At 68.1% G+C, this 19,836-nt stretch carries 18 protein-coding genes; 15 read left to right on the top strand and 3 right to left on the bottom strand.

Translation table 11 applies throughout. The features are described from left to right. Positions 1-291 precede the first annotated feature (291 nt). Complete coding sequence (locus AC0I8G_RS16095) at positions 292-1,143, bottom strand: hypothetical protein (RefSeq protein WP_471730832.1); 852 nt, start codon at positions 1,141-1,143, stop codon at positions 292-294. Between the two features lie 324 nt (positions 1,144-1,467). On the opposite strand from AC0I8G_RS16095, the gene AC0I8G_RS16090 reads away from it, so the two are divergent. The 6 genes from AC0I8G_RS16090 to AC0I8G_RS16065 all read left to right on the top strand — a co-directional run bounded on the left by AC0I8G_RS16090 (position 1,468) and on the right by AC0I8G_RS16065 (position 6,753). Then, a complete protein-coding gene (locus AC0I8G_RS16090) occupies positions 1,468-1,665 on the top strand; it encodes a hypothetical protein (RefSeq protein ID WP_471730831.1) in 198 nt (65 codons plus the stop codon). A gap of 90 nt (positions 1,666-1,755) precedes the next feature. Beyond that, positions 1,756-1,998 (top strand): hypothetical protein, encoded by a 243-nt coding sequence (locus tag AC0I8G_RS16085; protein ID WP_471730830.1) that lies wholly within the window; start codon positions 1,756-1,758, stop codon positions 1,996-1,998. 115 nt (positions 1,999-2,113) lie between these two features. Next, positions 2,114-3,343, top strand: coding sequence for an AAA family ATPase (locus AC0I8G_RS16080; RefSeq protein WP_471730829.1), 1,230 nt, complete (start codon positions 2,114-2,116; stop codon positions 3,341-3,343). Then, positions 3,340-4,890, top strand: coding sequence for a vWA domain-containing protein (locus AC0I8G_RS16075; RefSeq protein ID WP_471730828.1), 1,551 nt, complete (start codon positions 3,340-3,342; stop codon positions 4,888-4,890). Before AC0I8G_RS16080 ends, AC0I8G_RS16075 begins: the two co-directional genes overlap by 4 nt. Positions 4,891-4,954: 64 nt before the next feature. Beyond that, positions 4,955-5,344, top strand: coding sequence for a hypothetical protein (locus tag AC0I8G_RS16070; protein ID WP_471730827.1), 390 nt, complete (start codon positions 4,955-4,957; stop codon positions 5,342-5,344). Beyond that, positions 5,341-6,753, top strand: a complete 1,413-nt coding sequence (locus AC0I8G_RS16065; protein ID WP_471730826.1) for a hypothetical protein — start codon at positions 5,341-5,343, stop codon at positions 6,751-6,753. The genes AC0I8G_RS16070 and AC0I8G_RS16065 overlap by 4 nt, the downstream gene beginning before the upstream one ends. Before the next feature lie 91 nt (positions 6,754-6,844). Here the strand turns inward: AC0I8G_RS16065 and AC0I8G_RS16060 are convergent, their stop codons facing one another. Further along, on the bottom strand, positions 6,845-7,894 hold the full coding sequence (locus tag AC0I8G_RS16060; RefSeq protein ID WP_471730825.1) for an SMEK domain-containing protein: 1,050 nt from the start codon (positions 7,892-7,894) through the stop codon (positions 6,845-6,847). A gap of 337 nt (positions 7,895-8,231) precedes the next feature. On the opposite strand from AC0I8G_RS16060, the gene AC0I8G_RS16055 reads away from it, so the two are divergent. From AC0I8G_RS16055 to ligA, 3 genes are all read left to right on the top strand, one after another. Further along, positions 8,232-9,614, top strand: a complete 1,383-nt coding sequence (locus AC0I8G_RS16055) for an AAA family ATPase (RefSeq protein WP_471730824.1) — start codon at positions 8,232-8,234, stop codon at positions 9,612-9,614. A 119-nt stretch (positions 9,615-9,733) separates the two neighbouring features. Then, positions 9,734-10,486: a hypothetical protein gene (locus AC0I8G_RS16050; protein WP_471730823.1), complete on the top strand. Its 753-nt coding sequence runs from the start codon at positions 9,734-9,736 to the stop codon at positions 10,484-10,486. Positions 10,487-10,603: 117 nt separating this feature from the next. Next, the gene (ligA, locus tag AC0I8G_RS16045) at positions 10,604-12,721 is read left to right on the top strand and encodes an NAD-dependent DNA ligase LigA (RefSeq protein WP_471730822.1); all 2,118 of its coding nucleotides are present in this window, start codon (positions 10,604-10,606) and stop codon (positions 12,719-12,721) included. A 145-nt stretch (positions 12,722-12,866) separates the two neighbouring features. On the opposite strand, the gene AC0I8G_RS16040 is transcribed toward ligA, so the two are convergent. Next, positions 12,867-14,060, bottom strand: a complete 1,194-nt coding sequence (locus AC0I8G_RS16040; protein WP_471730821.1) for a hypothetical protein — start codon at positions 14,058-14,060, stop codon at positions 12,867-12,869. Positions 14,061-14,332: 272 nt separating this feature from the next. On the opposite strand from AC0I8G_RS16040, the gene AC0I8G_RS16035 reads away from it, so the two are divergent. The 6 genes from AC0I8G_RS16035 to AC0I8G_RS16010 all read left to right on the top strand — a co-directional run bounded on the left by AC0I8G_RS16035 (position 14,333) and on the right by AC0I8G_RS16010 (position 19,826). Beyond that, positions 14,333-15,535, top strand: a complete 1,203-nt coding sequence (locus tag AC0I8G_RS16035; RefSeq protein ID WP_471730820.1) for a DNA polymerase III subunit beta family protein — start codon at positions 14,333-14,335, stop codon at positions 15,533-15,535. A gap of 462 nt (positions 15,536-15,997) precedes the next feature. Then, the gene (locus tag AC0I8G_RS16030) at positions 15,998-16,609 is read left to right on the top strand and encodes a hypothetical protein (RefSeq protein WP_471730819.1); all 612 of its coding nucleotides are present in this window, start codon (positions 15,998-16,000) and stop codon (positions 16,607-16,609) included. Next, a complete protein-coding gene (locus AC0I8G_RS16025; RefSeq protein ID WP_471730818.1) occupies positions 16,606-17,490 on the top strand; it encodes a hypothetical protein in 885 nt (294 codons plus the stop codon). Before AC0I8G_RS16030 ends, AC0I8G_RS16025 begins: the two co-directional genes overlap by 4 nt. Positions 17,491-17,587: 97 nt before the next feature. Next, complete coding sequence (locus tag AC0I8G_RS16020) at positions 17,588-18,175, top strand: hypothetical protein (RefSeq protein WP_471730817.1); 588 nt, start codon at positions 17,588-17,590, stop codon at positions 18,173-18,175. Between the two features lie 116 nt (positions 18,176-18,291). Then, on the top strand, positions 18,292-18,987 hold the full coding sequence (locus AC0I8G_RS16015) for an HD domain-containing protein (RefSeq protein ID WP_471730816.1): 696 nt from the start codon (positions 18,292-18,294) through the stop codon (positions 18,985-18,987). A gap of 251 nt (positions 18,988-19,238) precedes the next feature. After that, on the top strand, positions 19,239-19,826 hold the full coding sequence (locus AC0I8G_RS16010) for an HNH endonuclease family protein (protein ID WP_471730815.1): 588 nt from the start codon (positions 19,239-19,241) through the stop codon (positions 19,824-19,826). Positions 19,827-19,836: the final 10 nt, after the last annotated feature.

The following is a 19,836-nucleotide window of genomic DNA, read 5'->3' as shown; positions in this document are numbered from 1 at the left end:
GAGCGCCGAGTGATCAAAGGTGTCTTCAGCCCGCCATGACCATCGAGAGCTCGCTGCTTTTCAGGACGGTGAGCGTTGCCTGGTGTGGGCCCGGTACAAGGACGGAGGGGAGCTGTATTGCCTCGCCGACGGTGACGCGCGGGCGTTGAAGGCGTGGGCGAAGGAACACCTGGAGTGCTTCATCCCCGAGTGCACCGACCGGCGTCTGACCACCGTCGTTCGTCACCCCCGCCGCCGTGACGGCTTCTCCCACACCTCAGGTCCGCGAGACCGACGCGTCGGGCGACCTGGTCAACGGCGATACAGGGTTGGAGACTTCTCAACGGGCACCGAGAGACCCCAGCGATCCAGGATACGCTCCACCATCGCGACGTCCCCCAGGGGCCCCACTCGGAGGTTTTCGATGGCCGCGGCGGGGTCGAAGGGCAAGACCAGGTACGGCTTCGACCCATCCCACTGCCACCGACTTTTCGCGCTAGCAACTGCCTCAGGAGTTCCAAAGTCTTCTGGGACGACAGGTCTACTCGTGAAACGAACTTCTTCCTCCTGCCGCCATCCCTTGGTCTTAAAATTAGCTGCGTGCCAACCTAGTCGGGACAACGCCAAGCCGTCGGCAAAGTCGATCGCTCTACCCAGGTGAGACATCTTCAGCCTCGGCCGGATGACGTCTCCCTCGACGGTCATCTTGATGTCCTCGACGCGGTAGCCCACTGTCGATGGAGCGAACTCCCGTTCGGGGTGCGGACCTTGACCGAACGTGGTCGTTCGAAACCCGATGGCCACTCCCCTGAGGCCGTCTGCGTACTGAAGCCAAAGCAAGAGGTTGTCGGGGTTCTTGCTCAAGGACAGCGAGAACGGGGCGTAGGCGTACATCACCGGGTCATCCACATCGAAGCCCAACGGTAGCCCCTCGGCCCGCCGTCGCGCTACGTACTCCTTCGGGGCTCGCTCTTGAAGCAACTCCTCGTAGGTCTCGTAGACCAAGCGGCGCTCCCGTGGATCGTTCAGGAGGTCGGTGTGCCCCATCCGAACGTTCGGTGTCCGAACGTCGCTGCCGGCCACCCGCCCCTCCAGTATGAGGTTCAGAGCGTTCGTGCTCGTGTAGTGCCAGAGGACCGTCGGGTAGCCAGAGGCTTCAGCCATGAGGCCATATTGCCAGGCAGCTCCAGTTCTCGCAGCACCTGAATTGGGTCAACCACGAAGGCGCGCATCTTCTCGCCGCAGCTCCTGCTGTAGACCAAGGCACGCAACCGCCTGCCCGATCTCGCGTCTTCCGTCTGCGCACAGTACGCACCCTATGGAACTAGAACGGGGTGTGGAACCTCCCATTCAAGTACTCATGGGTCCCCGCGACCGCCAATCGGAACTGCCTCGCAGAGACATACATAGTGTGCTATGCTTTGGGTGTTGGTCGGATAGCGACCCGCCCAACACCAACCAGTAGGCACTCGCGATAGGGGCTCCACCATGGACCACTTCGGCTACGACGCATCCGACTACGACGCGCTCGACCTGGGCGACGACTTCCCCGGTGATCCCGCCGACGACCGCCCCACCTGGGCCGAGGCGTACGAACCACCCCTGTCCCCCGCCGCTGCCGCGATGGACGCCGCCATGGCCGGGGGCTGGGTGAACTCCCCCTGGCTTGATACCTCGCACACATAGTGTGCTATGGTTTGAGTGTTGGTCGGACAGCGACCCGGCCAACACTCAAACCAGTACCCCTCCACAGGGGAAGCAGACGGGAGCAACGTCATGGCACTCGGATTCCTCAGCCCCACCGCTTGGGTCGGCTCGCGCGTCTTCGACGACACCCAGGTCGAAGCCGTCACCTGCGACAGCGACGACTGCGGCTGGGAAGGCGACGCAGACGTGACCTACCCCGACGGCAACGTGATCGGCACCTGGCACTGCACCGGATGCGGCGAGACCAACGAAACCGAACGAGACGCCGATGGCTCCCCCGACGACCTCGACCCCTTCGACCTCGACCTCTGACCCCGAGTAGCCCCACAGACTGCGAGGGGGGCGGGTGATTCGCCCCCCGCCCCCCTCGCAGCGCATCCCACGCGGCCGACCGCCGCCCCCTCTGATCGTTCAGGAGAACCCACCCATGAGCACCAGCACCGCCGCCCCCGCATCGGGTTCTGTCGCCGCCGACGACACGACCCTGCTGCGGGTCATCGACGCCGCCACCCGCGCCCACGTCGTCCCACTGCTCATGGCCGACCCCGGCGTCGGGAAGTCCTCCCTGGCCAACACCCTGGCCACCGCCGCAGGCGGGCGCTGCGAGACCGTCCTGGGCTCGCTGCGCGAAGCCAGCGACTTCAACGGCCTACCCGTCGTCGGCCCCGACGGCGTGTTCCTGGAACCCCCCGCCTGGGCCAAGCGACTGGCCAGCGGGGAGAGCACGCACCTGCTGCTGGATGAGGTCACCACCGTCCCGGCCCACGTCCGCAAGGCGATGCTCGGCGTCGTCCTGGACCGAACCGTGGGCGACCTGCACCTGCCCGACTCCGTGCGCATCCTCGCCGCCGCCAACCCCTCCAACATCGCCGTGGACGGCGACGACCTCGACGCCCCGCTGGCCAACCGATTCCTGCACCTGACCTACGCCCCCGGCGTGGAGGCGTGGATCGAGGGCATGACCTCTGGGTGGCACATGCCCGCCCTCGGCGGCGTGGTCGAACCCACCCGCGAGCGCCGAGCGATCATGCGCGCGCAGGTCGCGGCGTTCATCCGTCACCGCCCTGAACTGCTGCACCGCCTACCCACCGACGCCGCGAGCGCCGCTGGCCCCTGGCCGTCGCGCCGGACGTGGGCCATGACCGCCGACGTGCTCTCGGCGCTGACGCCCTGCACCAGCGACCCCACCGGGGAGAACGCCGAGTTCCTCGCGGTCAGCGGCCTGGTCGGGGAAGGGGCGGGCGCGGAGTTCCTGTCCTGGCGCCGCTTGAACGACCTTCCCGACCCCGTGGACGTGCTCGCGGCCCCCGGCGACGTGGACTGGCACAACACCGACCCCTCCCGCGCCTGGGCGATCCTGGCCGGGGTCGTGGCGCTGTGCACCGGACGCAAGACCGCTGCGGCCTGGCGCGAGGCATGGGGTCCGCTCTCCCACGCCGCCAAGTGCGGACGCGGCGACGTCGCCGCCGCCCACGCCGCCGCGTTGATGCGCGCTCGCCCCACCTCGGCCACCCCGCCGCGCGCGGTGAAGGACTTCACCGCCGTCCTCGCCGCCGCTGGCCTGCTCGCCCCCACCAGCGCGACCACCAGCCCCGCCGTCAGCCCCGCCACCAGCCCCGACCTCGCGGGCACCGCACAAACCGGAGACGCCGCGTGAGCACCCACACCACCCCCAGCCCGCACCCCGCATCGCGATCGACTCAGCGACCGGCGCTGCACGCCGTCACCGCCGGCCCCGGCCACGAAGGCGCTCGCGGCCCCTCTGCCGCCACCACGAGTCCGCAGGGCAGCGAGCCGGCCCCCTCACCCACAGCGCCGCAGCTGCGGCCCCTGAGCGCCGCGGAGCACCAGAGCCTGACCGCCGCGCGCCTGCGCGCTCTGCAGGACTGCCCCTACTTCGCCCACGCCCTGTTCAGCGTCTCCCCCGTCGCCGCCGAGGGGCTGGGCACCTTCGCCGTGGACGCCTCCTGGCGGCTCTACCTCGACCCGGCCACCCTGGCGGCTTGGGGACCGCAACAGGCAGCCGGTGTCCTCAACCACGAGGTCGGTCACCTGCTGCGCGACCACGCCCGCCGCGCCGAGGCGCTGGGACCGCACCGCAACCACCTCCTGTGGAACTACGCCACCGACGCCGCGATCAACGACGACCTGCTCGCCGCCTCCATCGCGCTGCCCGAGGGTGCGATCACCCCCGCCGCCCTCGGCCTGCCCCTGGAAGGCATCGAGGAGAGCTACTACCGGGCGCTCGCGGACCAGCACCCCGACGATTCCCTCGATGACTCCGAGCACGGCGACGGCGGACACCAGGGCGAGAACGCCGGGGACGGGGACGGGAACGGGGACGGGAACGGGGACAACGGCATCGGATGCGGTTCCGGCGCAGGCGACGTGCCCGCATCCTGGGAGCTTCCCGCCCCCGGCAGCACCCGCACCTCGCGCGACGCCAACAATTCCACCGACGCCGAACTGACCGACACCGACGACCTCACCAACGGACTCAGCCCCGCCCGCGCGCACCTCGTCCGCCGCGCCGTCGCCCACGCCGTGCGCGAGCACGCCGCTGCCAACCCCGGTGGCCGCGGGCGCGGGAGCGTCCCTGCCGGTTTGCGGCGCTGGGCCGAAAGCACCCTGGCCGAACCGACCATCGACTGGCGTCGGGCGCTCGCCGCAACGATCCGCCGCGCGGTGCAGTACCGCGCCGGGTCCACCTCCCCCACCTACACGCGGCTGCCGCGTCACCGCCTGCCCGGCATCCTCACCCCCGGCGCTCGCCGCCCGCAGGTCACCGTCGCGGTTGTGGTGGACACCTCAGCGTCGGTGGGAGCGCAGCTGCTGCGCACCGCCCTGGGGGAGATCGGCGGCATCGTGAAGGCCACCGGCGTTCCCGAGCGGGGCCTGAGCGTGCTGGCCGTGGACGCTGACGTGGCCGCGACCACCCGCGTTCGGCGGGCCAGCACGGTGGTCGAGGACGTGGACCTATCCGGTGGCGGCGGAACGGACATGCGCGTCGGTATCGCTGCGGCGCAGCAGTTGCGGCCCCGTCCGGACGCAATCGTAGTTCTCACCGACGGCTACACGCCCTGGCCCGCCGAGCCCACCCGGTCACGTCTGATCGTCGGCGTCCTCGGTTCGGCGCAAGGGGACGGCGTTCTCGCGACGGTTCCGTCGTGGGCTCACACGGTGGCGATCCCCGGGGAGTCGTAAGCCCATCCGGCCCGGGTGTGGAAAACTCGCGGTCGTATCGGTGCGATGCGCTAGTGTTTCTCGCATGAGAAACCCCGTTGGCGCATCGCACCCCACCGCCGAGCCCACCACGGAGCCCACCACAGGACCCGCCACGGAACCTCTGGCGCAGAACCATCTGCCTGCAACCCTTCGCGACTACGCCGAAGACCTCCTGTCCGGAACCGGCATCGACCTCGAGACCATCCTGAGTTTCCCCCTAACCGGTCCCTACACCGCCCCCCAGACAGGCCCCCAGCCTCCCCAGAAACTCGACGGCGACTGCAACGGTGACCTGGCGTCGGCACTGTGGGCAGGATGGTCGGCCGCCGCCCGCCATGCCTCCCCCACCGGCCCGACACAGCTGACCTTGCCCGATCCGAGCACCGAACCCAGCGCTACCAGCACCACCGGAACGGACGGAGACGACCAGTGAGCACCGAGCACTACGACCTCGCCGCCCGCCTGCGCGCGGCCACCACCGGACACCTCGTCAATCGCTCGCAGTACGCGCCCGCCCTCGTCCCCCGCGAACCCCTCGCGATCACCCTCATGCCCCACCCCGATGGACGCTGGGCACTGACCGCCACCGAACGCGCCCACCCCCGTAGCGCCCCCGACGGTCACCTCACCTCCGTGCGTACCGCCACCGGCTACGGACGCGACGCCCTCTCGGCGCTCGCGGCCCTTGGCGTCGGAACCACCATCACCATCCCGCCAACTCTCACGACGCCCCCGACGACGGCGACGATCCCGACGGGACCGACTCCCGCCGGCCCCACCCATGCCGCGAGCGCCAGCAGCAGCCCCGCAGCGAACGCCGGGCCGAACGCGGGGCCGAGCGCCGAAGCGGACCCCGACGCCCCCAGCGAACCGTTCCGCACCCTCGTCGTCGCTGACGCCGCCACCCTGCAGCGTTTGCACACTGTCCTGGCCCACACTCCGCGCGGCAGTCGATGGGACGCGCAGGCCGCTGTCCTGGCCTGGTGGTTGCAACGCGCCGAGCACCCCGGCAGCGCAGCCGTCCTCAACGTCGTCGCAACCTGCACCGCGCGCTGGTACACCGGCGACGTTCCCCGTGCCGAGCGTCACCCCGAGACCTGGCTCGCCTGGCACCACCTGACGGCCCCCAACCCCGCCCTCGGCAGCGCCACGGGTGCAGACCTACTCGACCTCGCTGATCTGGCCACCAACGGAACCCCGCTACCCGGTCTGGAACCGACCGCCAGCGGCGACGAACGGTCATGGAAGTACCACCTCGACCGCCTCGGCGGCGGCTGGAACTTTCGCAGGTCCGACACCCGCACCGAGGCAGCCCTGGGACTGGCCACCCGATGCGACGCCACCGAGCTCTACGACTCCCAGCGCCTCGATGACCCCCTGGTCGCTGACCGGGCACGCTTCGACGGAACGATCGTCACCGGCACCCTCACCTGGATCAACAACCGCAGCGTCGAACTGACCGCCGACCGCCTCCCCTGCCGACTGCGCGCCCGGAGCAGCATCGAAGGCAGCACCACCGACGCCACCGCGACCGGCTTCCGCGCCACCGTCAGCGACACCCGCATGAGCAGCACCGGAGAACTCGTCATCACCCTGGACGACCTCACCGTGCGAGGTGGCAGCCGCAGCAAGAAGAACGCCCCCACCCCCTCGGCGCTCGCGGTCGGGCAACCCGTGGAGTTGCGCCGGCAGCGCGTTCTCGCCTCCCAGCAGCAGCAGTCGCGCAGCAACCGGCGCTTCCGCTACACGGGCGGGGCGAACTGGCTGGTCCGCGCGGCGACGCCCGCACCGACACGCCGTGACGTGCCGTGGGACGTCATCGTCGCAGCAGCCACCGACTGACCCAGCAACCCGCAGTCTCAGCAACCTCAAGAGGTTAAACGGACTCATGCGAGGCCGATCAACAGTCTAGGTCGCGGGCTTCGTCGTCCAGTTAAGTAGTAGGCAAAGGACCGAAGGCTGAGAAGTCCAGCGAAACGATCACCCGTCTCAGGTCGACGTGGGCGCCCTCTGGGTCGTCAAGAAAGTAGAAGAAGGCATCAGACTCGTCGCTGCCCCAGCCTGGAAGCAAGATTTGCCAGTAAGGGGACCCCAAAGTCCCATAAATATTCTCCCGCGGATCCATAAAACTAATAAAACCACGATCCTGCAGGAAGCGCAGCTCACCTTCGGTATCAGGGTAGCTTGAAAGCCGGGGCACTAGATCGCCATTGACGCGTGGATTGCGTCCCGACGCGTCCATCTCTCGTCGAGCAAACAGGAAAGCGTAGAACTCTCGAGAGATGCGTGGCAGGTCGGCCAGCTTGTTTGCCAGGACGTTAAGCAGCGCCTGTGCCTTGACTTGTTCCATGTTTCCCGCCGAATAAGCTGCAGTCAGGACGGACCCGTCCGATCGTGTCGGCTTACCGACCGCCTCTATGTAGTCGTCCAGGCCAGTCGGGTACGTGCCGTCCGGAGCGGGCAGTTCTAGCTCGACCCGAACGCGGGCCACCTCCTTAGCAACCATGCGATGAAGGTCCTGCAGGTCGGTAATTGGCAGAGTGAGGGCCTTACGGGCGAGATGCGTAATGTCCCAAATGTCCTCTTCGCCGAAGTTGTACTTAGCGCAGAGTTTGGGATCGAGGCTGTAGCTCTTCTGCTTAGCGCCGATGATGAGAACTCGAAACTTATCAAACTTGCCTGCTTGATCCGCTGTAATCTTCTCTAAGGTATTGTTGACCTTGGCGGCAGTAGCAGTCGAAGTGACCTGAAAAGCAATTTTAGCGATCTCGTCACCAAGGTCCAGACCTGGCTCATTTGCCCGCGTCTCGTTAAGATTTCTCAGTTGAAGACCCTGCAGGGTGTTCAGAACGTTGCAGAAGAACTCCTCCAGCATACTGTTGAGATCCGTAAAACCTAGACGACAGCGGGTCTCAACTTGGTGCGAGATGGAAGCAAGATCGTCGATCAGCTGACCGACGAAAAATCCGCGCGAACTACTCAACTTAAACTCTTTTCGTCTGTCCAACATGCGCCGTGCAGCGCACGGACAGGGCCGGCTTGGTCCTGCCTGCGAACAAACGTACGGGACAAGGGCGCACGGGCGCGCCTCTTCGTTTGAGCAGGATCAACTTCGCGCCGCTGGAGCCACGATGACTGCGATGGCCGGTGCCGCATCCATGGATGAGTAGGACCCCCAGCCACGGCACCCGGCGCCGCTGACCTGCTGCAGAACCCGTAGGCCCGGAGACGGCAGGGTGCACTAGAACTCACAACAACAGGTGTCCACATCTCGCGCGCTGCACAATTCACCATGGCTTCTATGCGCTAGTGTTTTTCCCATGAGGACGCTTCCCCGCCAGATCGGCACGACGGCCACCGCGCAGCCCGCGAGCGCCGCCACGGACGTGAACGGGGAGCCGATGACGACCCCGACTGCACCTCTGACCACGATCCCCGTCGCCGCCGCGCACGACAGTGACCCTCAGTTGGCCGCGGCCCTGTTCGCCGCCTGGTCCGGTGACCGCTTCGTATGCGTGGCCTCCCCGCCCGGGGCGGGCAAGACGCGCCTCATCACCCACCTCGCGGACCAGCTGCACCGACGCGCCGGCCTCAACGTCGCCGTCGCGGCGCAGACGCGAGCGCAGGCCCTCGACGTAGCCAACCGCGCCGCCGCGGTCTCGGCAGCAGCCCTGGGAACGTCGTGGTCCCCGCTGTCCAACTTGGCTACCACCTCGGTTTCATCGGTGTCCCTGCTGGGCAAGGGCACGATCCGCCCCCTGGACCTGGCCCCCGAGGCAAGCCACATCACGGCGTCGGGTCTGCGCAACCACACCGGCATCGTGGTGGCCACCACCGCCCGCTGGCAGTGGACCGACAGCCGCGCCTGGACGGCCGACGTGCTGCTGATTGATGAAGCCTGGCAGCTGACCTACTCCGACCTGCTGGCCCTGGGACCGCTGGCCCCGCAGATCGTTTGCGTGGGCGACCCCGGCCAGATCAGCCCCGTCGTCACCGGATCCACCCGACGGTGGGACACCTGGGACGCCGGACCTCACACCCCCGCCCCGGACGCTCTGAGCGCCGTCTACGGCGACGAAGTCACCCACCAGCGCCTCCCGCAGACCTGGCGGCTGGGACCGCAGACGACCGCCCTGCTGCAGCCGGTCTTCTACGCCGACCTGCCCTTCACCTCAGCCCGCCCCGACCGCTGGCTGGAAATCCCCACCGGGCAGCGGTTGCCCGAACTGGACACCCTGACCGTGACGACCACCGCTGGCCACCACGACGCCGCGCTGCCCGCCGCCGCCGCTGCCCGCGTGCGCGACCTGCTGCACACCACGGTCCAGGCACCGCAGGACGGGGCGGGTCGTCGGCTCACCGCCCACGACGTCGCCGTCATCACCCCGCACGTGGGCCAGGCTTCCGCCGTCGCCGCTCACCTGGCTGACCTGCCCGGCGTGCTGATCAGCACCGCCAACGCGGCCCAGGGCTTGGAGCGTGAAGCGGTCGTGGTCCTGCACCCCCTCGCGGGCTACCGATCGACCCCCGAGTTCGCCACCGACCCCGGACGCCTGTGCGTCGCGCTGTCTCGCCACCGCGCGCACGCCACGGTCCTGTGCGACCCCAACACCCGCCCGCTGCTGACCAAGGCGCTGCGCGAGGACCCCCACAACACCCACCTCAGCGCCCAACTGCACGTCCTGGCTGGGCTCGGCCGCTGACCGCGCGAGACCATCGCTCCTAGCCCAGCACCCTCAACGGCGACTGCGAAAGCTCTTCTACACCCCCGCAACGACACCCCTGCCGCGCCAGTCGGCGGGACAAGCCAGAAAGGCGCTACATGGCCTCCCGCCTTCCCCGCTCTGCGAGCGCCACCGCGCCGCCTTCCGCTTCCCCGTCGCTGTCCCTGCCTCCGCTCACCGACGAGCACCGCGACCGCGTCCGCCGCGCAGCCATCACCGACGCCTACCGGGGGCTGGGCCTGCTTAGCGACGTCGACACCCCCGAGACCGCAGACACGCTCATCGGCACCCTCACCTCCGCCTACCGCGGCAGCGACACACCCCCGGCCCTGATCCACGCCGCTACAACAGGAACGCTCGAGGAGCTCACCGAGCGACTACGCGCCTCCGCCACCCTCACCCGCACCCACCAGACACAGGAGAAGAGCACCAACACCGAGGTCATCGAGCAGGCCCTATCGCTGCTCGCCTACGAAGCCACCCCCGGCCTGCACCGCACCCTCGGCATCCACCAGACCGCCTGGCGACGACGTATCACCGCCCGCCTCGAGGTCACCGACACCTGGCTGGACACGGCGACCCCGGCGGCGCTCGCGGAACATGCCGCCTCCGTCGGCCTGGCTCAACAGCCCCAGGCGCGCGCGCAGTTGCCGGCGGAGGTAGACCGGATTCTTGCGGTGCAGGCGCGGTGGGTCGCGGCCCGGCGCGTGCGCGACACCCTGATCCGGCGGCTGTACCCCGATCCCCTCAACCAGCCGGCCCTACAGGCCGCCACGGGACTGACGCAGGCGCAGGTCTGGCAGATCCTGAACCCTGGATACCGCTCGAAGTCGAAGCGCGGAAAGGAATGAGCGTGAGGGAAATGGCTAGTCGAGGACGAGACGCCACAACAAAGCATAGTGTGCTATGGTTTGTTGTGTGAGCCGGACAGCGACCCGGCCACACACGACAACCCGAGGAACTTCACGATGAACCAGACCACCCACACCAGCACTCCGACCGAGAACGGGCCCCAGCCCAGCGCCCTTACCGGTGACGCGGGCAGCGAGGCCTTCACGGATCAGGCCTCCTTCACCGCCGCCGTCGCCCAGGTGCAGGAAGCCGAGGTGGCCTACCGCCTGAACCAGCCCCTCATGCCCGACTCCGCCTTCGACGCCCTCAAAGACCGCGTCGCCGCCACCAAGGCCGAGCACGCGGACTGGAACGACGAAGGCGTCACCACCCAGGTCGCCTCCGGCGCCAGCGTCGGCGGGGACGTGCGCCACAGCAGCCCCATGCTCAGCCTGGCCAAGGCCACCACCGCCGAGGAGGTCCGCGCCTTCATCGCCGGCCTCACCGTCGACAGCCAGGCTCCCGGCCCGCTCGTGGTCGAGGTGAAGATGGACGGCTGCGCCATCGCCGCCCGCTACGAGGACGGCGCCCTCGTCCTCGCTGCTCAGCGCGGGGACGGGACCAGCGGGGAAGACATCACCAGCCAGATCACCCGCGGCGCAGGCGTGACCGGCCTCCCCGCCCGCCTCACCACCAGCGCGGGCAAGAGCTGGTCCGGGGAAGTGCGCGGGGAGGTCTACATGAGCGAGACCAACTTCGACGCCGCCAACGAACTGCGCGTAGCCGCCGGCCGTCCCGCCTTCGCCAACCCCCGCAACGCCGTCAGCGGCTCCCTGCGCAACATCGACCGCACCTACGACGTGCCGATGAGTTTCGCCGCCTACGACCTTCTTCCCAGCCAAAACGGCAGCGGGAGTGATGCTGACGGCGAGCCAGCGACGTACAGCCAGAGCCTGGACACCGCGCAGGCGATCGGCTTCGCCACCGCCCGCCACCTGCTGCCCGAGGCGCTGCGCGCCCCACACGAAGGCGTCGAAGACGTGCTCGCCGCCATCGAGGCCATCGAGGCGCTGCGCCCGAGCCTCGGCTTCCCCATCGATGGCTCGGTCCTGAAGATCGACTCCCTCGCCACCCGCCACCGCCTCGGCCAGCGCACCGGCTCCCCCCGCTGGGCGCTCGCCTACAAGTACGCCCCCGACACCGCCGTCACCACCCTGCACGACATCGAGATCAGCGTCGGACGCACCGGCCGCCTGGGCTTTCGCGCTGTCCTGGACCCCGTCGCCGTCGGGGGCACGACCATCACCTACGTCACCATGCACAACGCCCCCTGGATCATCGAGCGTGACCTGCGCGTCGGCGATGAGGTGTGGGTCTACCGCGCGGGGGACGTGATCCCGCGGGTGACGAGTGCGAACCTCGGCGCTCGCAGCATGAACGCGCAGCCGTGGGTCGCGCCGACGCACTGCCCGCAGTGCGGGGAGGAACTGGACACCACGTCCCTGCTGTGGCGCTGCCACACTCCCTCCTGCTCCATCGCCGGGGCGCTGGACTACTGGGCCAGCAGCAACGCACTGGACATCGACGGCATCGGCACCGTGGTCTGCGAGGCGCTGGCCGAGACCGGCCTGGCCACCAGCGTCGCCGACCTGTACGACCTCACCCTCACCCAGTGGGCGACCCTGCCTCTCGGGGTCACCGAGACGGGCGCGACCCGGATGCTCGGGGAGCTGAACGCCGCCAAGATCGTCGACGGCTTGGCGGCCAGCAAAGCCCAGCCGCTGAACCGCGTCATCACCGGCTTGGGCATCCGCATGAGCGGCCGCTCCGTCGGACGCTGGCTGGCCGCCCGCTTCGAGTCCATGGACGCCCTGCGGGCGGCCAGCGTGGAGGAGCTGGCCGCGATCAACAAGCTCGGCACCATCAAGGCCCAGCACATCGCCGACGGGCTGGCCCGCCTCAGCCCGGTCATCGACCGCCTCGCGGCGCACGGCCTGACGATGGCCGTCCCCGACGACGGCGCGGCCAAGCCACTCGCGGGTAAGACCTACGTGGTCTCCGGCGCGGTGCCCGGGTACACCCGCACCACCATCGCCGAGCGCATCGAGGCTCTCGGCGGCACCGCCAGCAGCAGCGTCTCGGCCAAGACCACCGCCCTGGTCACTGCTGAGACCGACACCGCCAAGGCCCGCAAGGCCGCCCAGCTGGGCATCCCCATCATCGACCCGGGCGCCTTCGCCGAAACGTTGGCCTGAGGACGCGAGCCGGCCCGGACCTCCAACTCGGGCCGGCGCAGCCGGCAGCGACCGAATAGACACGAGAGCAACCCTCACGGGCGAGCGCGCTCGTGGCCGCGGTGCAGACCCTCATCCTCTCTGGCTGCCCCAGGATGGAAAATACTCAATCAGTAGTCGGCCTGTAATCCTCGAATTTCGCCTGCAACACAACTCTTGCATCATTTAGTTTTTTTCGACTTTCGGGAGAACCTTTAAGGGATCCTCTCTGCATCATGGAGTGGGCGCGCTCAAGATGGAGATCTTTCATTCTCTTCCCCAGACCGGTGGACTCGTCTTTGAAGAGAGGGGCTGACGAATACACCTCAATCCCCGCACTCACGTCCTCCTTCAATTCAACAATGTCACCCAGGCGAGGAATTAGAATGAAATGATTGAAAGCGTCAACTAGTATCTCCTCGTTAGTAAACAATCTAAACGGCGGAGCGGGGTTCTTGGGCGGCGTGTCGAAAAGACCGGGAGACACGGTCTCCATCCTGTGGCGCACCCGCAAGAAAGCCATATCCCACGCCGCACCCCAAGCAGATTGCGCAGCTTTTGGTCCCGTTACGTTCGGCTTTAGGATTTTGTCGGCCATACGCTTAACGTCACGTCCGTGCGGGGAGAGGGACTTGCCTGGAGCCAGGAGCGCGACCCCGAGTACCGCTTCGAATATGGGGGCATAGTCCATCTCGTGCGATAGCCAGTCAAGGAAATCTTGAGCTAAGCGATCAGTACGAGGTTTCTGCGCTTCATCGATAACCTTGAGCAGAATAGTGAAGTTCGGAACGATTTCGTCCCGAATGACCTGGCTAAAAAGAAGTTCTAAGAGGCAGGTAGTTAGATTCTCTCCAGACGAGAAATTGAAGTTTGCGCCGAGAAGATCATTATTCGCCGCAAACAGGCCTGCAACTAGTACAGAAAGTTCAGCTAAATGTTCCTCGGACTCAGGCTCAGGGTCCGTCATCTCAACCGCCTCAATGTCGGTTGCGGCAAAGAATCTTCTAACCGCTCGTGCACTCATCAGAAATTTTTCATGATTCCAGTCGCTGGTATGTCTCTGCCATGCGAATTCGGCCACACCCCATAGATGGTTTATTTGACCAAGTTCGGTTCGCTCTTGGTGCAATTTCTTGAGTAGATGTTTGTCTGGTCGTGATTTACCGGGGTTTCTCGAAAAGTCATAGATATTGCGCACTACGTTAGTATCTAAAAGCGTGGATCCTCCCCGCCCCGCCGGGGAAGGACCGTCGGCGGGATCGACAAGTAGATGCCAGTGTTCGTCGGGTCCTTGCGCTCGCGGGTACTCGTCTTTCGTCATGACTGCTCCCTCTTGTGGTCAATTTGGTTCTAGGGTCATCGACTTACCTAGCAAAGGACGAAATCCACGGATTCACCCCCACTCTTCGTAGTCATTGCTGGACTCTACGTGATCACGCGACGGCATCGGAGACGTTTCACTGGAGCCGAGGGATTGCGCCCAAACAGAACGCCGACAGGCTCGGTCGTGTGTACATAGTGTGCTATGGTTCACGTGTTGGTGGACAGCGACCCGCCAGCACTCAACCAGCCGTACCACCTCGAGGAGTTCTCGTGACCATCACCACCTCCCCCATCGCGTCCGCAGACGGGGCCGCCCCGCTGACGGTGTCCGCCGCCGAGCTGCTGAGCGCGGCCCACCTCGTCGCGCCGGCCGTGAACCGCCGACCGCCGCTACCCATCCTCGGCGGGGTGCTGCTGGCCGCGAGCGCCGAGGGCTTGAGCGTGTCGACGTTCGATGGGGACGTCGCCGCTCGCACCCACGTGGCCGTCGTGGACGCTACGGGCACTCCCCGCACCGCGGCCGTAAGCGACAGCTCCCCCGCGGTCGAGGCCACTGCCGTCGTCCCGTTCATCGCTTTGCGCGACACCTTGAAGGTTCTGGGCCAGCGCACGGCGGTGACCGTGTCGATCAGTAACGACGGGGTCGAGGTCCTCACCTCCACCGGGGCGACGCACCTGCCCGCACTGGGGGAGGTGTCGGAGTACCTGCAGCCGCCGACCCCGCGCGGGGAGCTCGTGTTCAGCGTGAGCGCCGCCGAGCTGGTCGAGGGCCTGTCCCCGGTGGCGCTCGCCGCCTACACGGACCTGACGTTGCCGGTGCTGTGCAGCGTGCAGCTGCGGCTGCGCACCGGGCAGGCGCCGGTACTCAACGCCACCGACCGCCACCGTCTGGCCGAGTGGAGCGCCCCGGGCACCTGGGGCGGTGACGACGTGAGCGTGTTGGTGCTGGCCAAGCCGTTCAAGGCGGCGGCCGCCGCGTTGAAGCGTCTGGACCGTCACGCCCGAGTCAGCGTCCGCGTCGAGCAGGAGTGGCTGCACGTGGGCACTGACACCGCGGACCTGTCCCTGCGCCGCGTCGAGGCGGAGTACCCGCGGGTCGAGGCACTGTGGCCGGCTGAGACGAGCCACAGCGTGCAGGTGGACGCGGCCACCCTCGCCGCGACCGCGAAGCGGCTGAGCGGGCTGATCGAACGCAACGGCGCCGTCCGCCTGGAAGTCGACGAGCGGGGCGTCTACCTGGGCACCCTCGACGCCAGCACCCGCGAACGAGTCGGGCACCGACAGGACTTCGACAGCCTGCCGCCGCAGGGTGTCGGATTCACCCCGAAGTACCTGGCTGAGGCTGCCGCTCACTTCCCCGGCACCGTCACGGTGGCCGGTACCCGCGCGAGCGGCGGGTGGGTCATCAGCGATCAGGACGGCGCACACCGCAGCTACGTCATGGCCTACCGGATGAGCGAGCAGGACCACTGATTTCGCGCCGGGCGCCGACCTTCCCGGTAGGCGCCCGGCCCGGCACCGCGCACGGTCCCGCCGCAGAGCCGAGCTACGCGAGCGCGGCCGCTCCAGGCTCGACACTCGCGACCTCGCGACCTGGGCCAGTGACGTGAACGTCACCAGCCGATGTGCACGCAGCTGTCACACCTCACCCGCCCAGAACACCTACCGGTGTGACCGGGAACAGAGGAGAGGAGAGGTGACGTGTCAGAACAAGCGCAGGCCCGGGGGCCTGCACCGCCCTTGCGGTTGACGCCTCGCCGTCGGCGACCTGACGTCACCACCGGCCCCACCTCGGCGCTCGCCGCGACTAGCGGCCCCTCTGCCCATCAAGTTCCGAAGGAGTCATGACCATGCAGACACCGCACCGCGACGGTCTTGCGTTCGAGCCCGTCGACGTCGTCCCCAGAGATCTCCGTCCTGTTCGAGGGGGCAGCGATGAGCCGCACCATCGACGTCGTCCGTGCATCGACCTGGAGTTCAGGGCACGGCGCCACCCGTCATCTCGTCGACCACGGCACCTACCACGTCTCTCCCGAACTGGGTCCTCGCTCCCGGTGCGCCGGTGGCCGCTACCGCCTCAACTTCCTCGAGGGGGACACAACCGGGCAGGACAGCACCGAGAAGGACATCGCGGCTTCCGGCTACCGCATCGTCCGCGCGAAGAAGCACTGCAAGTCGTGCGCCGGCTTCGCTTACCGGTTCGGCGTCGACGCCGAGGAGGAGCTGTTCCCCTCTTCCCGGTCTGACGAGCGACGCACCGCCATCGTCGAGTACCTGTCCGGACCCGATGGTGCCCAGAGCGTCCACGCGTTGTGCGACTGGCTCCGGGCCCACGGTCACCTGGGGGGATGGGAAATGGTTGACCACGATCTCTACATCCTCAGCGGCCAGGGCCGAGTCGAGAGGGCCTCGAGGAGCCTCGGAGCGCCGTGGGCAGCGAGGTCCTACCCCAGCGCCGAGGACCACGACCCGGCTGCGCTCGGCGCGACCGCGGACACCGCCCATGCCCCCTCTACGGTTGTGCCCCCCGTTGGGCCGATGTCGTGACCACCCTCGCCGGGCCTCACGTACTGGTCCGCAACCCCACCATCGCCACCACGACAGCCCACACCGACCGCGTCCCGACCGTCGTGCTGGCCCGCTCCGACGACGGCGCATGGCTCACCTGGCGCCCGGAGGCGGAGGCTCACCTCCTCATCGGCGCCCGCGCCGGTGCGGGTGGCACCGCTGCGCTACGGACTGCGGTTCTCGCCTGGACCGCGGGCGGCGGCGTCGCGCACCTCATCGACCCCTACCACCGTCGCCTGGAGGGACTGCGGAACTGGCCCAACGTCCACTCGGTTGCCGGGCAGGGCGATATGGACGCGGCCATCTCCATCATCAAGGCACTGCACGTGGAGATGCAGCGCCGCCACCGTGACATCGAGACCGGCACGGCCCGGATGAACGACTTTGTCCCCATCCTGCTGGCCATCGATGACCACCCCGACTTCGACGGCTGGTGCGAGCGAAGCCATGAAGCCACCACGACCAGGACCCCCAAGGCGGTCGGCCCACCCGCCAGTCGTGCGCTCAGTTTCGCGCCGCGGGAAGCCGTCGAGGACTTGCTGTGCCGAGGACGCTGCGCACGGATCCACCTCGCGGTGCGGACCACGCGGGCCACCTCCGTAGGTATCCCCCTGCTGCACCACTTCGGCCAGCGCATGTGGATCGGGCCGGCGAACTTCCAGGAGTCCTACACGATGTGGTCCAGCATCATCGGCGTCGAGGTCAGTTCTCACGTCCAGGGTCGCGCGGTCTGCTCCGACCTTCATGGCCAGCCCATGAAGGCTCAGGCGGTGTGGACCCCCGACCCCAACAGTGCGCACCTCACCCGTGACGACCAACTGCAGCTGCAGGCCCTGCGCCCTCACGCGTACCGCTGCTGAACAACGCCGCGGCGGCCCTCAGAAGCGCTGCACACGAACGGTTCTAGCACCAGGCCCAGCGAGACCACCGACCGATCCACCACCCGCGGGAGTCCACATGCACGATGCACACGACACCGACCGACGTGACGCGTTGGAAACTCTGCACGCGTACTACGAACCTGCGCTGGCTCGCCTGCGCACCGACCGCGAGCGCGAGCAGCTGCACGACGCGCTCGAGTACCTCATCACCCAGGAGGAGTGGCTGGACGCGAGTGAACGCGACCTGGCCCGGGTGGCAGAGCAGGAACTGCGGACAGTTGCCGGCGCCACCCAGCAGGATCTCAATCAGGCCGAGGCCGGACAGGTCGTAGAAACCTTGAACGCCCTCCTCCAGGATCGCCAACGTGAGGCCGGTCTCCTCCACGAACGTGACCAGTGGAAGGGGATGCGTCACCAGCTGCGCAGGAACGTCACGAGCGCAACGGCCATCGTGCTGGCCGCCGCGTGCCTGGCCTTCTCCTTCCACGTGTTGCGCCCCCGAACGGGCCTGTGGTTGATCGCCACTGCCGTCATCGTTCTCATCCTGTGGAACGCACGCGAACCGGTACTGCGGGCCTGGAATCAGCGGCGACCGGTCCCCGACCCGTCACCGGAGAGCCTACGGCGCGACCTCGACCGCTACGAAGGGGCGACGTGGATGTAGTGGCCCACAGCGCATCCCCCGCCTTCCACCGACCCAGCGAGGAAGGACCGCACCGCCTGCAGGCAGCGCAACTGCAGAGGGACGATCGACCTACCAGCGAAAGCAGAAACCTCACCGTGACAATCCCCATCCCGGGTGCCGAACTGGTCCCCACCGCGACGTGCCCGTCTGATCACTTCTCCTCCCACCTGGTGGCGGCCGCGGCGAGCGCCGCCCACGACCTGCTGTGCCCGACCCTGCCGCGACGCTGGGCGCACACCCTGCGGGTTGCGGCCACCGCCGCAGCCCTTCTCGAGGGCCTACCCGTCAACAGCGCCGACGCGGACCTGGCCGTTGCCGCGGCCTGGGTGCACGACATCGGTTACACCCCCACCGTCGTCGTCACCGGCTTCCACCCCCTCGACGGCGCCACCTTGCTCGACGAACTCGGCTGGCCACCGGCCCTCACCGGACTCGTCGCCCACCACTCCCTCGCCGACCTCGAAGCCGGCCACCTCGGGCACGCCACGGCGCTCGCCGCCTACGTCGACTCCCCGGGGCTGGTGCGAGACGTGCTGGGGGTCGCCGACGCCACCAGCGGCCCAGACGGGACGCCCCTCACCATCGACGAACGCCTCGCAGATGTCATCCAACGCTACGGGCCCGAACACCTCGTGAGCCACTGCATGGGCAGCGTCGCCCAGGCCGCGTGGGCAGCCGCGAGCCGCCTCGACGACGCCCGCGCCGCGCGGGCTTCTCAGAGCTCCTCGCTTGGGCGCCCTGTCCATCGTGACCCGACCGATGTCGCATCAGCTGCGACAGTGGACCCGTGACGATGTGGCCAAGGACGCTCCGCTGGGGTGTCGTGACCGCTGTCAGCGCAGCGGCGGCACTCGCGCTCGCCGGGTGCACCCCGAGTACCGCGCCGGCCGCCGGTCCGACCTCTGCCACCGCCATCTCGAGCGCGCCGGCCACGACCAGCTCGAGCACGCCGGCCTCCGACTCGCCCACCTCCAGCGCCGCTGAGCCGCCCGCGAGTGCCGCGGAAACCCCGGCCGGTGGCGATGAGTCGGGGCAGACGGCGGTGGCGGTGCTGGCGGGGCTGGAGGTGAAGGGCCGGGCACCGAAGACCGGTTACAGCCGTGAGCAGTTCGGCGACGGGTGGGTCGATGTCGACCGCAACGGCTGCGATACCCGCAACGACGTCCTGGCCCGTGACCTGACCGGCGAGACGTTCAAGCCCGGCGCCCTCGACTGCGTCGTCGCTTCGGGCACTCTCGCGGATCCCTACAGCGGCAAGACCATCGCTTTCACCCGGGGGCAGAGCACCTCGAGCGCGGTGCAGATCGATCACGTCGTCGCGCTGTCCGACGCCTGGCAGAAAGGCGCTCAGCAGTGGGACGCCGCGAAGCGAGTCGCGTTCGCCAACGACGGCCTGGAGTTGCTCGCGGTGGACGGGCCGTTGAACGGTCAGAAGAGCGACGGCGACGCCGCGACGTGGCTGCCGCCGAACAAGGCGTACCGCTGCGCCTACGTCGCCCGCCAGGTCGGGCTGAAGGCCACCTGGGGCTTGTGGGTCACCGCGGCCGAGCGTGACGCCATCGCCGGTGTCTTGGCCACGTGCCCGGACGAGCTCGTGCCCGCGGACTCGCCCGCGAGCGCCGGCGGGTGAGAGAAATCGA

It is taken from the genome of Kineococcus sp. AC630, from assembly GCF_979255925.1.
This window is presented reverse-complemented; position numbering and strand designations above follow the sequence as displayed.

Coding starts and splice junctions, on each gene's coding strand:
- AC0I8G_RS16050 (WP_471730823.1), top strand. CDS start 9,734: ATGGCCTCCCGCCTTCCCCGCTCTGCGAGCGCCACCGCGCCGCCTTCC.
- AC0I8G_RS16040 (WP_471730821.1), bottom strand. CDS start 14,060: ATGACGAAAGACGAGTACCCGCGAGCGCAAGGACCCGACGAACACTGG.
- AC0I8G_RS16020 (WP_471730817.1), top strand. CDS start 17,588: ATGCACGATGCACACGACACCGACCGACGTGACGCGTTGGAAACTCTG.
- AC0I8G_RS16085 (WP_471730830.1), top strand. CDS start 1,756: ATGGCACTCGGATTCCTCAGCCCCACCGCTTGGGTCGGCTCGCGCGTC.
- AC0I8G_RS16055 (WP_471730824.1), top strand. CDS start 8,232: ATGAGGACGCTTCCCCGCCAGATCGGCACGACGGCCACCGCGCAGCCC.
- AC0I8G_RS16095 (WP_471730832.1), bottom strand. CDS start 1,143: ATGGCTGAAGCCTCTGGCTACCCGACGGTCCTCTGGCACTACACGAGC.
- AC0I8G_RS16080 (WP_471730829.1), top strand. CDS start 2,114: ATGAGCACCAGCACCGCCGCCCCCGCATCGGGTTCTGTCGCCGCCGAC.
- AC0I8G_RS16070 (WP_471730827.1), top strand. CDS start 4,955: ATGAGAAACCCCGTTGGCGCATCGCACCCCACCGCCGAGCCCACCACG.
- AC0I8G_RS16030 (WP_471730819.1), top strand. CDS start 15,998: ATGAGCCGCACCATCGACGTCGTCCGTGCATCGACCTGGAGTTCAGGG.
- ligA (WP_471730822.1), top strand. CDS start 10,604: ATGAACCAGACCACCCACACCAGCACTCCGACCGAGAACGGGCCCCAG.
- AC0I8G_RS16090 (WP_471730831.1), top strand. CDS start 1,468: ATGGACCACTTCGGCTACGACGCATCCGACTACGACGCGCTCGACCTG.